13 protein-coding genes are annotated in these 14,838 nt (G+C 35.0%); 10 read left to right on the forward strand and 3 right to left on the reverse strand.

Going from position 1 to position 14,838, the window contains the following annotated elements; translation table 11 throughout:
- Positions 1-58: 58 nt before the first annotated feature.
- The 3 genes from A5880_RS11175 to A5880_RS11185 all read right to left on the reverse strand — a co-directional run bounded on the left by A5880_RS11175 (position 59) and on the right by A5880_RS11185 (position 3,549).
- Positions 59-1,210 (reverse strand): pyridoxal phosphate-dependent aminotransferase, encoded by a 1,152-nt coding sequence (locus A5880_RS11175; protein WP_086329119.1) that lies wholly within the window; start codon positions 1,208-1,210, stop codon positions 59-61.
- Positions 1,211-1,370: 160 nt separating this feature from the next.
- A complete protein-coding gene (locus tag A5880_RS11180) occupies positions 1,371-2,093 on the reverse strand; it encodes an amino acid ABC transporter ATP-binding protein (protein WP_086329120.1) in 723 nt (240 codons plus the stop codon).
- On the reverse strand, positions 2,086-3,549 hold the full coding sequence (locus A5880_RS11185; RefSeq protein ID WP_086329121.1) for an ABC transporter substrate-binding protein/permease: 1,464 nt from the start codon (positions 3,547-3,549) through the stop codon (positions 2,086-2,088). The genes A5880_RS11180 and A5880_RS11185 overlap by 8 nt, the downstream gene beginning before the upstream one ends.
- 257 nt (positions 3,550-3,806) lie before the next feature.
- On the opposite strand from A5880_RS11185, the gene A5880_RS11190 reads away from it, so the two are divergent.
- The 10 genes from A5880_RS11190 (at position 3,807) to A5880_RS11235 (ending at position 14,764) form a co-directional block, all read left to right on the forward strand.
- The gene (locus A5880_RS11190; RefSeq protein WP_086329122.1) at positions 3,807-4,895 is read left to right on the forward strand and encodes an iron-containing alcohol dehydrogenase family protein; all 1,089 of its coding nucleotides are present in this window, start codon (positions 3,807-3,809) and stop codon (positions 4,893-4,895) included.
- Between the two features lie 166 nt (positions 4,896-5,061).
- Positions 5,062-6,207 carry a tRNA guanosine(34) transglycosylase Tgt gene (gene tgt / locus A5880_RS11195; RefSeq protein ID WP_086329123.1) on the forward strand — a complete coding sequence of 382 codons (1,146 nt, stop codon included), beginning with the start codon at positions 5,062-5,064 and terminating at the stop codon, positions 6,205-6,207.
- A gap of 82 nt (positions 6,208-6,289) precedes the next feature.
- Positions 6,290-6,661 (forward strand): preprotein translocase subunit YajC, encoded by a 372-nt coding sequence (gene yajC / locus A5880_RS11200; RefSeq protein WP_086329124.1) that lies wholly within the window; start codon positions 6,290-6,292, stop codon positions 6,659-6,661.
- A gap of 40 nt (positions 6,662-6,701) precedes the next feature.
- Positions 6,702-7,019, forward strand: coding sequence for a post-transcriptional regulator (locus A5880_RS11205; protein ID WP_086329125.1), 318 nt, complete (start codon positions 6,702-6,704; stop codon positions 7,017-7,019).
- Between the two features lie 307 nt (positions 7,020-7,326).
- The gene (locus A5880_RS11210) at positions 7,327-7,818 is read left to right on the forward strand and encodes a hypothetical protein (RefSeq protein WP_086329126.1); all 492 of its coding nucleotides are present in this window, start codon (positions 7,327-7,329) and stop codon (positions 7,816-7,818) included.
- A gap of 4 nt (positions 7,819-7,822) precedes the next feature.
- Positions 7,823-7,990, forward strand: coding sequence for a hypothetical protein (locus tag A5880_RS11215; protein WP_336577140.1), 168 nt, complete (start codon positions 7,823-7,825; stop codon positions 7,988-7,990).
- Positions 7,991-8,028: 38 nt separating this feature from the next.
- Complete coding sequence (locus A5880_RS11220; RefSeq protein WP_336577141.1) at positions 8,029-8,403, forward strand: hypothetical protein; 375 nt, start codon at positions 8,029-8,031, stop codon at positions 8,401-8,403.
- Positions 8,404-8,722: 319 nt separating this feature from the next.
- Positions 8,723-11,320 (forward strand): bifunctional acetaldehyde-CoA/alcohol dehydrogenase, encoded by a 2,598-nt coding sequence (gene adhE / locus A5880_RS11225; RefSeq protein WP_086329128.1) that lies wholly within the window; start codon positions 8,723-8,725, stop codon positions 11,318-11,320.
- A gap of 267 nt (positions 11,321-11,587) precedes the next feature.
- Positions 11,588-13,852, forward strand: a complete 2,265-nt coding sequence (locus A5880_RS11230; RefSeq protein WP_086329129.1) for a MucBP domain-containing protein — start codon at positions 11,588-11,590, stop codon at positions 13,850-13,852.
- A 480-nt stretch (positions 13,853-14,332) separates the two neighbouring features.
- Positions 14,333-14,764 carry a GNAT family N-acetyltransferase gene (locus tag A5880_RS11235; RefSeq protein WP_086329130.1) on the forward strand — a complete coding sequence of 144 codons (432 nt, stop codon included), beginning with the start codon at positions 14,333-14,335 and terminating at the stop codon, positions 14,762-14,764.
- The last annotated feature ends 74 nt before the right edge of the window (positions 14,765-14,838 follow it).

Consider the following 14,838-nt stretch of genomic DNA (forward strand, 5'->3'; position numbering starts at 1 on the left):
GGGTTCAAGATATAACTTGTAGAGTTATGGCTTGAACCCTTTAGCTTTCTTTTTCAATCTAAAAGCTCATCTTCTCAATTCGATCGAAGGCTTCTTTTAATACATGAATATCTTGTGTAGCAGCTAAGCGGACATAGTCATCACCAGTTGTTTCGCCAAATGCTTTTCCTGGAATCATCAAGACATTTGTTTCTTTCAAGACTTTTTCCACAAATGGAACAGAGGTCAAGCCAGTTTTAGAAATATTGATAAAAGCATACATACTTCCTTTGACTGGGTGGAGTGAAAGAAAAGGGATCACTTCAACTCGTGCAGCAACATATTCCAAACGTTCTTTAAAAATAGATACGATAGGCGGCACTAAGGCTGTCGCGTGATGTAACGCATAGATTCCTGCCTGCTGTGAAGGGCTTGGTGCAGAATAGGTAATACTTTCGTTGATTAGTTTGACTGCCTCGTTGATATAATCAGGAGCAATCATATAACCTATTCGCCAACCAGTCATGGCAAAGGCTTTGGAAAAACTACTAAACGTAATGGTATTTTCAGGTGCAAAAGTCGCCATAGGAACAAATTCGTCGTAGAAACAAAAGGCTTCATACACTTCATCAGAAAGAATATAAAACTCATGTTCAATCGCCAAATCGGCAATGGCTTTGAAGGTTTCTTTTGAAAAAACAGCTCCTGTTGGATTGTTTGGTGAATTAATGATAATTGCTTTCGTTTTATCTGTGATGGCTGATTTTAATACATCAATATTGATTTGAAAATCGTCTTTTTCATAGGTTGGGATAAATACAGGCTTGCCTCCAGCTAAAAGGACTTGATCCTTGTAAGGCGAAAAATAAGGTTCATGAATAATAACTTCATCTTCTGGATCAAGAATCACTTGTAAAGTTAAATACATGCCATGTAAAGCACCTACTGTAGCACGAACCTGAGTTTGGTTAAATGAAAGTCCGTATTGTTTCTGGTAAAAGTCAATGACTATGTCAATAAACGCTTGACTGCCGCCAGATGCCGTGTATTTTGTGTGACCATTTTTTACATCTGTAAATGCTGATTCGATGATGCTTTCATCAGTGATCAAATCAGGATCACCGATGGATAGATCCAATAAATCTGGGACTTGCTTAGCTAAGGTAGCAATGTCCATTAAGATATTTTCAGCAGGGTGCTGATGCTGTTTTGCAATAGTTGAACGATCCATATGTTTTCCCCCAGTATTTTGTTGTCTTCTTTTATTATACTATTTTTTAGTGGTGAAGAAGTATCGACTTTTGAAATAAGCCACCATTCACAAAAATCTGCAAAACAATTTTCGTGAATGGTGGCTTATTTTTTTCGAAAGTAGGTCTGTTGTCTTCGTTTTACAATACTTTTCTTAAAAAATCTTGCGTTCGTGGATTTTTTGGTTGTCCGAAAATTTCTTCTGGCGTGCCTTCTTCTTGAATGATACCGGCATCCATGAAGATTACACGATCGGCAACTTCACGAGCAAAGCCCATTTCATGAGTAACAACCACCATTGTCATCCCTTCAACTGCTAAAGCTTTCATAACTGCCAAGACTTCTCCTACCATTTCTGGATCAAGGGCAGAAGTTGGTTCATCGAATAACATAACATCAGGATTCATTGCTAAGGCACGAGCGATTGCCACCCGTTGTTGTTGTCCGCCAGAAAGGCTTGAAGGATAGCTAGTGGCTTTCTCCTTTAGCCCAACTTGTTCTAATAATGATAGGGCTTTTTCTTTAGCAACATCGGCTGCTTCTTTTTTGACTTTGATGGGGCTGATTGTCAGATTATCTAAAACTGTTTTATGAGGGAATAGATTGAAATTTTGGAATACCATGCCCATTTTTTGACGAAGAGCATCGATATTCGTTTCTTTATCCAATAAATTTTTTCCTTCAAACTCAATTGTTCCATCGGTTGGTTGTTCTAATAAATTTAAACAACGAAGAAAAGTACTTTTACCACTACCAGAAGGGCCGATAATTACAACTACTTCACCTGCTTTTACATCAAGGTCAATGCCTTTTAAGACCGTATTTTTTCCAAAGGTTTTGTGTAAATTTTTAATATTAATCACTAGTGCTCATTCTCCTTTCAGCAACACCTAATAGGCGAGAGATCGTAAAGGTTAAAACAAAGTAAATCAATGATACCACTAAATAAGGTAAGAATGGTTTAAAGCTGGCTCCTTGAACATTCCCAGCTTGGAAAATCAGTTCAGAAACTCCGATAACAGAAACAACAGACGATTCTTTGATGACTGTTACAAATTCATTTCCTAATGCAGGTAAAATATTTTTGATTGCTTGAGGTAAGATAATATAACGCATTGCTTGCGGTTGATTCATACCAAGAGAACGTGCTGCTTCTAGTTGTCCTTTATTAACAGCATTAATCCCTGCACGAACGATTTCAGCTACATAAGCACCACTATTTAGAGAAAGAGCGATACAACCAGCAGCGATTTTCGATAAATCCAAACCTAAAACTCCTGTACCAAAGTAAACAATGAAAATCTGAACTAACAATGGTGTACCACGGACATATTCGATGTAAGCTATTGCAATACCACGTAAAATTTTTGATTTAGACAATTTCATTAAGGCTAACAAACCACCTAAAATTGCACCGAATAATACGCCCATAAAGGCTAAGAAAATTGTGTATCCAGCACCGCTGATGTAAAATTTACCATATTTACCAAGGAAACTTTGATCATCAGTAAACATCAGTTTACCCGCTTCTTTTTTATAACCATCCAGCAAATTATTGTCATTGATCGTTTGGATGGACGCATTGACTTTTTTTTCTAAAATCGTTGCATTTTTAGGAATGGCAACCGCCGCATCTTTTTCTCCTTGTTCAAACGTCACATCAGCGAACGTTAACTCTTTATCACGATCAACATAAGCTTCAGCAACTGGTCCTTCTAAAACTGCTGCATCTACTTTTTTATTTTTTAAGTTCATAATGATGTCTGGTACTTTTTGTAAAGAAGTTGGAATCGAACCGACAAGTTCAGTCTTCGCTAATTCTTCTTGTGTCGTCTGTTTTTGAACACCGACTTTCACACCGTCGAAATCTTTTGTGGACTTGAATTTCTCTTTGTCATCTTTTCTAACAATAACTTTTTGTTTAACTGTCATGTATGGATGAGAAAAATTCACTTCTTGTAGACGTTCTGGTGTGGGTGCCATACCAGAGATGATTAAATCAATCTTTCCTGTTTTCAAAGCACCTAATAATGCATCAAAACCCAATTCTTCGATTTTTAATTTCACACCTAAATCATCTGCGATTTTTTGTGCGATAGAAATATCAAAACCAACGATTTTGTCTTTTCCGTCAACATCTGCATGAAATTCATAAGGTGCATAATCGGCAGATAGACCAACGATCAGTTCTCCTCGTTTCATAATGCTGTCATAGACAGGATCTTTTTCTTCAGCGAGTGCAGTGTTTACTGGAAGAAAAGTGAGTAGTACCAGCAGGAAGGGCATGATAAGTGCGAATGTTTTTTTGCAAATGTTCATTTGTTTCTCTCCTTTATGATAGGTTGTGAGATGGAGACAGAAGCTTATTTGTAAAGGGATTTCTTCTGATTCCATGAGTTATCCTAGTGTTTTTCAATAAATATTCTAAAAAACGTGAATAAGTGTATAAAAATTTATTGTTTTTAGATGTGTTTTATCATATCATAGATTTAGGGAAAGGAAAAGTGGATTCTATCAAAGAATTTACAAAAATTCACTTTTGCATAAAAATTAGTAAAAATGAAAGGTTGAGATGAATGAATCAATCGCTGATTGTAAGGGGCGCACCACAAGAATATGAATGTCGAGTAGGTGCCTGGAATGATTTAGAAGAACATTTAAGTAGAAGAAAGATTACGCGTGTGATGATTTTACATGGGAAAGAGTCATGGGAAGCAGCCCAACCTTATTTTCCTACTTTAATGAATATAGATGCATATTTTATTGATTATGGTGGAGAATGTACAGATGAGAAGACGTCAGAATTGAAAAAGATCTTTGACCAAAAAGAGCTAGAGGGAATCATAGCGGTTGGCGGTGGAAAGATTGCAGATTTAGGGAAAGCAGTAGCCAATCAATGTAATACCCCTATCTTGATTTTACCAACCTTAGCTGCCACTTGTGCTGCGTATACTCCACTAAGTGTGATATATAAAACAGACGGTTCTATGGATCGTTATGATGTATTTCCACAGAGTAATGCCTTAGTTTTGATTGAGCCTAACGTTATACTGGCTTCACCGATTGAACTGATGATCGCAGGAATCGGCGATACTTTGGCTAAATGGTACGAAGCAGATGCAATGATCTCTCAATTAGCGGTACAGCCAATTGAAATTCAAGTCTCTGCATTTGCAGCAAAAAAATGTCGTGATGTTTTGCTTACAGATAGTCAAGAAGCGCTTAATGCTATGAGAGAACAAGAAATGAATCAAGCCTTTTTAAATGTAGTAGAGACGAATATCTTACTTGGCGGAATGGTGGGTGGCTTTGGTGATGATTATGGCCGCACGGCAGGAGCTCATTCTATACATGATGCGCTGACCATTTTACCTGAGAGTCATCAACAGTTACATGGTAATAAAGTTGCTTATGGTGTTTTAGTTCAGTTAGTAATTGAAAATAAATGGTCAGAAATTGAACAACTTATTCCGTTTTATCACAGTCTTGATTTACCGATTTCCTTAAAAGAGATGAAGATGTATTTGTCGCAAGAGGAGTATAACCGAGTGGCGAAACGTGCTGCAGAATCTCATGAAACCATTCATTATATGAAAGAAACGATTACGCCAGAAGTTGTCAAAACAGCCATGATGGAACTTGAAACAGCCATGAGTAACAAATAAGTGAAGTTGAAAAAATGAAAAGAACTGGAGACAAAGGATTTTTTACCTTGTCTCTGGTTTTATTGTCTAAGGATATCCTAAAGAAAGCCTGTAAAACCTTGCAAATACGGACAAAAAAAAGTATGATGAGGAAAGTGTAAATTTACAAAAGAAAGTAGGAGAATGAATGACAGAACCAGCCATTCGTTATCGTTTAATAAAGAAAGAAAAACATACAGGTGCTCGTTTAGGAGAAATAATCACGCCTCATGGTACTTTCCCAACACCAATGTTTATGCCTGTAGGAACGTTAGCGACAGTTAAAACAATGTCACCAGAAGATTTAAAAGAGATGGGGGCAGGTGTAATTTTAAGCAATACGTATCATTTATGGCTTCGCCCTGGAGATGATTTGATTGCAGAAGCAGGCGGCTTACATAAATTTATGAATTGGGATCAACCGATTTTGACCGATTCTGGCGGCTTTCAAGTATTCTCACTGAGTGATATGCGTAAAATCACCGAAGAAGGCGTTCATTTTAGACATCATTTAAATGGATCTAAATTATTCCTTTCACCAGAAAAAGCGATCAACATTCAAAATAATCTAGGCTCTGACATCATGATGAGCTTTGATGAATGTCCACCATTTGATGAAAGCTATGATTATGTGAAAAAATCGATTGAACGTACCTCTCGATGGGCTGAACGCGGCTTGAAAGCTCATGCTAATCCAGACCGTCAAGGTCTATTTGGCATCATTCAAGGTGCAGGCTTTGAAGATTTACGTCGTCAAAGTGCGAAAGATTTGATCAGCATGGACTTTCCAGGGTATTCTATTGGTGGTTTATCTGTTGGTGAGCCAAAAGCTGAAATGAACCGTGTGTTAGATTTTACAACGCCTTTGATTCCTGATAACAAACCAAGATACCTAATGGGCGTAGGAACAGCAGATTCACTGATTGATGGTGTGATTCGTGGTATTGATATGTTTGACTGTGTATTGCCGACTAGAATTGCCAGAAATGGGACTTGTATGACTTCTAAAGGTCGTTTAGTGGTGAAGAATGCGCAATACGCAAGAGATTTCCGTCCGTTGGATGAGAAATGTGATTGCTATACATGTAAGAACTACACACGTGCCTATATCCGTCATTTGATTAAAGCAGATGAAACCTTCGGGATTCGTTTAACGTCTTACCACAATTTATACTTCCTATTGAACGTGATGAAACAAGTCCGTCAAGCGATTATGGATGATAATTTATTGGAATTTAGACAAGCCTTTTTTGAAGAATATGGCTTTAACAAAGAGAATGCGAAAAGTTTCTAAAAAAATGATCAAAAGACTAGTGTTGTATCAGAAATTTTGTTACAGTAAACTAGTGATTATACGATAGAGAGGTGAATAGATAATGGGCGGAGGAATTTCGTTTATTTTACCATTAATTCTTTTAGCAGGAATGATGTTTTTTATGACTCGTTCACAAAAGAAACAGCAAAATGAACGTCAAACACTTTTAGATGCAATGAAAGTGGGCGATGAAGTTGTTACAATCGGCGGATTACACGGTGTAATTTCTGAAATTGACAATGAAAAGAGAACGGTACTGATCGACTGTGAAGGAATTATCCTTGAATTTGATCGCGCGGCGATTAAAACAGTAAAACCAGGTACTGTGGTTGCAAATGACAGCGACGTAACAGTTGTTGAAACGAAAGAAGAATCAGTTGTAGAAGAACCAGCTGCAACAGAGACTTCTGAAAATGACGAAACGAAAGAGTAAATTCCAGCTTGCTGGGATTTTTTCTTTCTGGTATCCCTAAATACATAGATTATTTTTTAGAAAGAAGGAGAGAACCATCGAAAAGCTATCCTGGCATCAAAAGTTCTTACTAAAAAAAGAATTAAAAGCCAAATGCCAATCTTTTCAGCAACTAGGTTATTCATCCGTTAATGAAAACGAATTGATGAACTATCTTGTTTCCTACCGTTGGAAAAAGAAATCTCCATCCTCCATCAAAGCTTGTAAAGAGGATATTTTACATATTGAACCAAACGAATTTTTTGATTACCAACAATTGATTGCGCAAACAAGTAGTTTAACAATTAAAGATTGGCATGATTTAACGGATTTATTCTAATTTAGTTGCATAAATTGAAATAGATTTTACTTCATACTTTTTTAGCTATTTTTGTATTATATAATATGGTTGTTGTTTTATTCAATATGATTCTTGTGTTGGCAAAACAACCACACCCACGAGTTATTGAGAAGCATTCACTAAAATAATGGGAGAAAACTGGGAGAGCATTGATTGTCTTAATGTTTTGTTCTGTAATATAATTAAAATATTCTAACGATTAGTCTAAATGTAATAATTATATTTTAAATATTGGAAATATATGGTATGATTATTACGTAAGAGTTGTTAGGAGTGTTTGGTCGATTTGGAAAAAGAAAAAACTTTAATTATTAATCCTATTATATCAATTAGTAAAGAACACTATTATTTCAGTGATAAATCTAGGTCGGAAAACAAGATATTTTATTTCGAATGTTTGTGGTTTGTATTGACGTTTACTAGTTCTATGTTAAAAATTAGTGCTTTCGATCATAACTTGTCCACTAATACATTAGATACAGGATATTTTTTAATTGTTTTTTCTGCGCCTATTCTAATAAGGCATTTTATTCGCTTTGATTTTTTCAATACTTTGAGTAAGTTTCGAGGGGTTGCCTTTTGGATGGTCACTAAAATTGTACTTGTTTTTTTCATTATCTCGGTAGCGTTCCTTTTATTCTTGATAATGAATTTTAAAAATTTAGATGATAGTGAGTTTTTATATAATTGTGCGATTGTTTTTCATTTCGTTGTCCTTACTATAGGTCTTTATGATAAAATAGGTTTACGTTTAAAACCAAAAATTGAAGAGGAGTGATTTCATGTTTATATTTGTATTTTTTGGTGCAGTGCTATTCATGTTTGTAACTTTCTTTATTTTATTATTTTTGGTGACATTTTTGTATGTAGATGATTTAGAAATGAGTGCGATTATATTTTTTAATGAAATTCGTATTGCTTTTTTCGTTTCTAAGAAAAAAGAATTCTAGATTCTGCAAGATTTATAAGCGGTATGATTAGGTCAGATATGAAAAAGATTATCAGAAAAAAAGATGAAGATTTGATGCAACATTTTTCTTTGAAGAAAGATGAAGTAACTAGGCTAAAAAAAGCAGCAGAAGAAATAGCTAGAAATAAGGAAGTTTTATTAATATCGCTTGAAGATACTAAGGCACTTTTAGAATCTATTGATAAGTTAAGTTTTTTAGGATCGTATAAGATTGCAATTCAAAAATTCTCTGAAAAGGAAAATATCATCATATATAAAGAGCAATCGAGAAAGAATAGAGTAGAAAGATATAAACAACTAGAAAAAGAACTGAGTGATGGAGTCCTAAATGATTCAAAAGAGGATTTGATAAAGAATCTTGCTACTAATAAGTTTCCAACTGTACTATGTTAAATTATTCATTTGCCATAAAAATACCGATTCTAACAGGGGGCGGTATTTTTATGTAAAGAAAAAACTCATATAAATGATAAGTTCAATATCCATAGCTTATCAAAAAATAATAGGGCTGCTCATAATACATCATAAAAAGCTAAATCTATCGGTTCATATCCGATGTGTTTAGCTTCTTTTATGTATAAAAATTTTTTTCTATTAAATGTGAAAAAAATCACAAAAAACTATTTACAAGCAAAAAATATTGTTGTATGATGTTCATGTGAAATAGTTAACAAACAAAAAATAAATCATTTATTTTTCTAGGAGGATTACAATGGCTAAAACAATGAAGAAAGAAGATACCAAAATAACTGATGTATCAGTGATGATCGATGAGTTGGCAAGAAAAGCAAATGTTGCTTTAAAAGAAATGGAAGACTTCGATCAAGAAAAAGTTGACCATATTGTGCACCAAATGGCAATGGCGGCTTTAGATCAACATATGCCTCTAGCAAAAATGGCTGTAGAAGAAACTGGCCGTGGAATTTACGAAGATAAAGCGATCAAAAACATGTACGCTTCTGAATATATTTGGAATAGCATCAAACACGATAAAACAGTTGGTGTCATTAATCAAGATGACCAAACAGGTTTAATCGAAATTGCTGAGCCCGTGGGTGTAGTTTGCGGTGTTACACCAACAACGAACCCAACATCAACAACAATCTTTAAAGCATTGATCGCAATCAAAACACGTAACCCGATCGTCTTTGCTTTCCATCCAAGTGCGCAAAAATGTTCCGCTGAAGCTGCTCGCATCGTCCGTGATGCCGCAATTAAAGCAGGAGCTCCTGAAAACTGTGTTCAATGGATCGAACAACCTTCATTAGAAGCAACATCAGGTTTGATGAATCACCCTGGAATCGCCATCGTTTTAGCCACTGGTGGTGCGGGTATGGTGAAATCAGCATACTCAACGGGTAAACCAGCGTTAGGCGTTGGGCCAGGAAACGTTCCTTCATATATTGAAAAAACAGCAAAAATCAAACGTGCTGTTAATGACTTGATCGTGTCTAAATCGTTTGATAACGGGATGATTTGTGCCTCTGAACAAGCGGTGATCGTAGACAAAGAAGTTTATGCAGCAGTAAAAGCTGAATTTGAAGCACATCAAGTGTACTTTGTGAAACCAAACGAATTACAAAAACTAGAAGATGCTGTTATGAATGAAGGCAAATATGCCGTAAATCCAGCAATTGTTGGTTACTCAGCAGAACATATCGCTGATTTAGCAGGAATCAAAGTACCAAAGGGAACAAAAATCTTAGTTGCTGAAATCGAAGGTGCAGGTGCTGAATATCCACTTTCACGTGAAAAATTATCTCCAGTATTAGCAATGATGAAAGCAAAAAATACAGATCATGCCTTCGACCTATGTGAAGCAATGCTTGAATTAGGTGGATTAGGACATACGGCTGTAATCCATACAGAAGACGAAGATTTACAAGTGAAATTTGGTCTACGCATGAAAGCGTGCCGTATTTTAGTAAACTCTCCATCTGCGGAAGGTGGAATCGGTAATATCTACAATGAAATGATTCCATCATTAACATTAGGCTGCGGGTCTTACGGTAAAAATTCAGTATCTAAAAACGTATCTGCTGTTAACTTGATCAACGTCAAAACTGTAGCGAAACGGAGAAATAATATGCAATGGTTTAAATTACCACCAAAAATTTTCTTTGAAAAAAATTCATTACAATATTTACAAAAAATGGAAAACGTTGAACGTGTGATGATCGTTTGTGATCCAGGAATGGTTCAATTCGGTTATGCTGATACGGTTCGTAAAGAGTTACAAAAACGTAAAAACGACGTGCAAATCGAAGTATTCTCAGCAGTAGAACCAAATCCATCTACAAATACAGTGTACGCTGGAACAAAAGTCATGGTTGATTTTGAACCAGATACAATCATCGCTTTAGGTGGGGGATCTGCAATGGATGCAGCTAAAGGCATGTGGATGTTCTATGAACACCCAGATACAGAGTTCTTTGGTGCTAAACAAAAATTCTTAGATATCCGTAAACGTACGTATAAAATTGAAAAAGCAGTTAAAACACAATTTGTATGTATTCCAACAACATCAGGTACAGGTTCAGAAGTAACACCATTTGCGGTTATTACAGATAGCGACACACATGTAAAATACCCATTAGCTGATTATGCATTGACACCAGATGTTGCAATCATCGATCCACAATTTGTAATGTCAGTTCCAGCTTCTGTAACAGCTGATACTGGTATGGATGTTTTAACACATGCCATCGAGTCTTATGTTTCAGTAATGGCTTCTGATTACACGCGTGGCTTAAGTTTACAAGCAATCAAATTAGTCTTTGAACACTTAGAAAACTCAGTGAAACGCCCAGATGCTGAAAGTCGTGAAAAAATGCATAACGCATCAACAATGGCTGGTATGGCATTTGCCAATGCATTCTTGGGAATTTGTCACTCAGTAGCACATAAAATTGGTGGAGAATATGGCATTCCTCATGGACGTACCAATGCGATTTTATTACCGCACATTATCCGTTACAATGCCAAAGATCCTTCAAAACATGCAATGTTCCCTAAATATGACTACTTCCGCGCTGACACAGATTACGCTGATATTGCGAAATTCTTAGGTCTTAAAGGAAAAAATACAGCAGAATTAGTGGATGCATTAGCGAAAGCTGTTTACGATTTAGGTACATCTGTTGGAATCGACATGAGTTTGAAAGCACAAGGTGTAACACAAGAAACGCTTGCCTCAACGGTTGATCACATGGCAGAACTTGCTTATGAAGATCAATGTACAACAGCAAATCCAAAAGAACCGTTAATTAGTGAATTGAAACAAATCATTATTGATGCTTACAATGGTTAAGTGAATAAATCGAAAAATAATTGGCTCAAATTTTTGAGTCAATTATTTTTTTTTTGACAATTTAAAGTATTTTAAAAGATATTATTATTGTTATTTTGAAATTATAGTTTTGATTGTTTTAAAATAACTAATATTTTTATGTTAATATCGGTTTTTTGTTTATTTTATAAAGCTTTTTAGGTAGTTTCAGACTGTTTAAAATAACTGTGTTGTGTAGTATAGTAATAGTAGATGTATTGTATGAATTGATAGAAAAGAGGAATTGGTATGAAGAAGAGACTAGTAGAATGGATGGGGATTGTTTTTTTGAGCTGTTTTTTTATTTTTTCTCCATATGGCAGTCTATGTGTAGATGCGCAAACGAATGACAAGGGTCATTTATTTGTTGGAGAAGTGGCGATTGATAGCCAAAACTTTCCTGACCCTATTTTTCAGGAATATGTAAAAAACACCATTGCTAAAGGCAGTGAAAGCTTAACTCAAGAGATGATCAAAACGGTTAAAGAACTGAATTTAAGTAAGTTAAAAATAAAGTCCATTAAAGGGATCGAATTTTTTTCGTTTTTAGAAAGTTTGAATTGTAATGGACTAGGGTTAACAACAGTTGATCTTTCCAAAAATACATATTTGTTAGACTTAAAGATTTCGAACAACCAGTTAACTGAGTTGGATCTTCGAGCAAATGTAACCCTAAACAGTCTAGAAGCCAGAGGAAATAAATTAACTGCGATTGATGTACGTCAAAATCCCCGATTAAAAAACTTGTATATTGAAGACAATCAGATAAATGAGATTGATGTATCAAACAATAAACAACTCATCGGGCTTTATTTTTCAAGAAATCGTTTAAAAACGATTGATTTAAGCCAAAATAGTCTACTGCAGACACTGTATGTTGATTCGAATCCACTAGAAGAACTGAATCTTAAGAGTAATCCTACTATTGGGACAATATTAGCTAATAATACTCCACTGATCACACTAGATGTATCAAACAATCCGAAATTGTTTCAACTTTATCTTACGAAAACTAAAATAAAATCAATCGATGTAAGACAAAATCCCAAATTGAAGACTTTCGTAGCTGGAAATATTAGTTTAACAAAGCTTGATGTTACACAAAATCCTGAACTTCAACACTTGTCTGTTGGATCAAATAAGCTGACAACGATTGATTTAAGTCAAAATTTAAAGCTACAAATACTAGAAATTGGAAATAATGATTTGAGTGAACTAGATATTAAATATAACACGGAGCTACTTACATTGACTGCTGATAACAATAAGTTAATGAAACTAGATACTACTAATAATCCGAAATTGTCGGAACTTACTGTTGGAAGAAATGGATTAACAGAACTAGATACTCAAAATAATAAACAATTAAGTAGCTTGCATGTTGATAGTAATAAATTAAAGAAACTTAATATTCAACATTTACCACTTTTAAAAACACTTAATTGTGGAATGAATTTTTTGACAGAGTTAGATGTAACTAATCAAGCTGAATTATTGTATTTGCGAGCAAATAGCAATCAATTAAATGTTCTTGATGTCACAAATAATCCTAAACTGTCTTCACTCTATGTTCAGTTCAACCATTTAACTAGCATAGATGTGACAAACAATTCACTACTTGATTTTAAAAGTTCAGATTTTCACAATCAGGCTGCAACAGCTGATATATATTACGAAAAAGGAAGGTGGTTTATTGACTTTACTCAGTTTTCTAAGCTAGTAGCTGGAAATGTAAATATTGAGGAGTCTGGCTGGCAATACGATAAGATTACTGGAAAAGCTAGTATTTCAGGAACCTACAGTGAACCACCGAAGCAGTTGACGTACAATTATTTGCTTCGTGATCAAAATCAGATGGATGTAACGTTAACGCTCAATGCATTAATCGCTCAAGGAGAACCGGTTACTATTCATTACAAAGATATCAAGGGGAACAAAATCAAAAATTCTACAGAATTAACAGGTAATTTAGGAGATTCTTGGCAAGTAACTCCCCCTGAAATCGACGATTACTTTTTTCAAGAAGCGCAAGGGAATACAGCAGGTAAATTTACAGAATTGATTCAAGAAGTGACATTTATCTATAAACAAGGAGCTTTAGAAATCACATCACTTCCCGCAGATATCGATTTCGGGGTGCATACAGTTGGAAATAAAACGAGGGTAGAAATGCCTTTATTATCAGCACCATTGATTGTTGCTGATCAACGTTCTCGGCGTACAAATTGGGCGTTAAATGTGAAATTAACACAAAAGCTTACTCATGAAGAAGATTCATCTATTGTCTTACCACAGGCTATTCGTTACAAAAAAAGTGATGATATAGAAGAAATTTTAGGGGAACAACAGATAATTATCTACAAAAATGATACTAAAGAAATGGGAGAATTTGAAATTAGTCGTCATTGGTCGGATGGAAAAGAAGGGCTTAAATTGGAAACAGGCGCATATGAAGTTCTTAAAAAAGGGGGATATAAAGCGATTATCTTTTGGGAATTGGGTGTGTATCCTTGACATTTAAGAGCCGTAATCATAATAAGAGATTAAGAAGTAAAAAAGAGTGAGTACGCATAGTAGCGTTTATTGAATTATAAGCTAGTGTTTAATGCTCTTACTTCGATTGGGAGAATGACTTGTGTGGTTCATCATACAAAGACTCAATTGGCGTTCCATTGTTTCCACTTGCGAGGTCAACTGGGAATGACGGTTGCCATTGATTTAGCGTTCATGGTACTAAATTTGAGGAATTTAGCTAAATACATGGAGAGAAACCTATGCGTAATAGCAAAAACGAGTTCGATTTTGTTTTGAGAAAGGACGATTGTCCCAAAATCTTTTTAACATAAAAAATTAACACTATTCGGAGGGGAAATGCTTCAAAGATAACAAAAACTAATGGTTAATTGCATAAAGTGAGAAGAGTAGTTAAAAAGTTATACTTCTTTTTTATGAAAAGGAGTATAATGATGGTAATCAAAGTTGGAGGAATAGATAATGATGATTAGGGAAGCGAAAATAGAAGATATCGAAGCAATCAATCAATTAAACACGTATCTATTAAATCATGAGTATCGATTTGAAGAGGCTAAAGAACAGTTGAGTTATATACTTTCATCACCTGTCAATAAATTATTTGTACAAGAAGCAGAAGGAAAAGTAGTTGGCTACATCCAACTAAGTGAATACGTCTGTACTTATGGACCGAAGTTGATGAATGTCATGGCTCTAGTAGTAGATGAAACGTTACATGGACAAGGGCTAGGAAAATCTTTGCTTAATCACGCCGAACAATGGGCAAAAGAAGCCGGTGTAAAAGGCATTCGGCTAAATTCAGGTGTAGAAAGAACCGAAGCGCACAAATTTTATGAACATCAAGGCTATAAAAGAGTAAAAAATCAAGTGAATTTCAGAAAATTATTTGATTAAGAGGGGTAAAAATAGCAATCGTAAAGAATAAAATTGTATATTGACAAAATAAATTATAAAATGATACCATAGAA

Origin of the sequence: Enterococcus sp. 4G2_DIV0659 (assembly GCF_002140715.2) — a bacterium.
In the GTDB taxonomy this organism is placed as follows: Bacteria; Bacillota; Bacilli; order Lactobacillales; family Enterococcaceae; genus Enterococcus_L; species Enterococcus_L mansonii.

Excerpts from the sequence above, each read along its gene's own strand:
- A5880_RS11175 (WP_086329119.1), bottom strand. The coding sequence starts at position 1,210 with ATGGATCGTTCAACTATTGCAAAACAGCATCAGCACCCTGCTGAAAAT.
- A5880_RS11185 (WP_086329121.1), bottom strand. The coding sequence starts at position 3,549 with ATGAACATTTGCAAAAAAACATTCGCACTTATCATGCCCTTCCTGCTG.
- A5880_RS11190 (WP_086329122.1), top strand. The coding sequence starts at position 3,807 with ATGAATCAATCGCTGATTGTAAGGGGCGCACCACAAGAATATGAATGT.
- tgt (WP_086329123.1), top strand. The coding sequence starts at position 5,062 with ATGACAGAACCAGCCATTCGTTATCGTTTAATAAAGAAAGAAAAACAT.
- yajC (WP_086329124.1), top strand. The coding sequence starts at position 6,290 with ATGGGCGGAGGAATTTCGTTTATTTTACCATTAATTCTTTTAGCAGGA.
- A5880_RS11215 (WP_336577140.1), top strand. The coding sequence starts at position 7,823 with ATGTTTATATTTGTATTTTTTGGTGCAGTGCTATTCATGTTTGTAACT.
- A5880_RS11220 (WP_336577141.1), top strand. The coding sequence starts at position 8,029 with ATGAAAAAGATTATCAGAAAAAAAGATGAAGATTTGATGCAACATTTT.
- adhE (WP_086329128.1), top strand. The coding sequence starts at position 8,723 with ATGGCTAAAACAATGAAGAAAGAAGATACCAAAATAACTGATGTATCA.
- A5880_RS11230 (WP_086329129.1), top strand. The coding sequence starts at position 11,588 with ATGAAGAAGAGACTAGTAGAATGGATGGGGATTGTTTTTTTGAGCTGT.
- A5880_RS11235 (WP_086329130.1), top strand. The coding sequence starts at position 14,333 with ATGATGATTAGGGAAGCGAAAATAGAAGATATCGAAGCAATCAATCAA.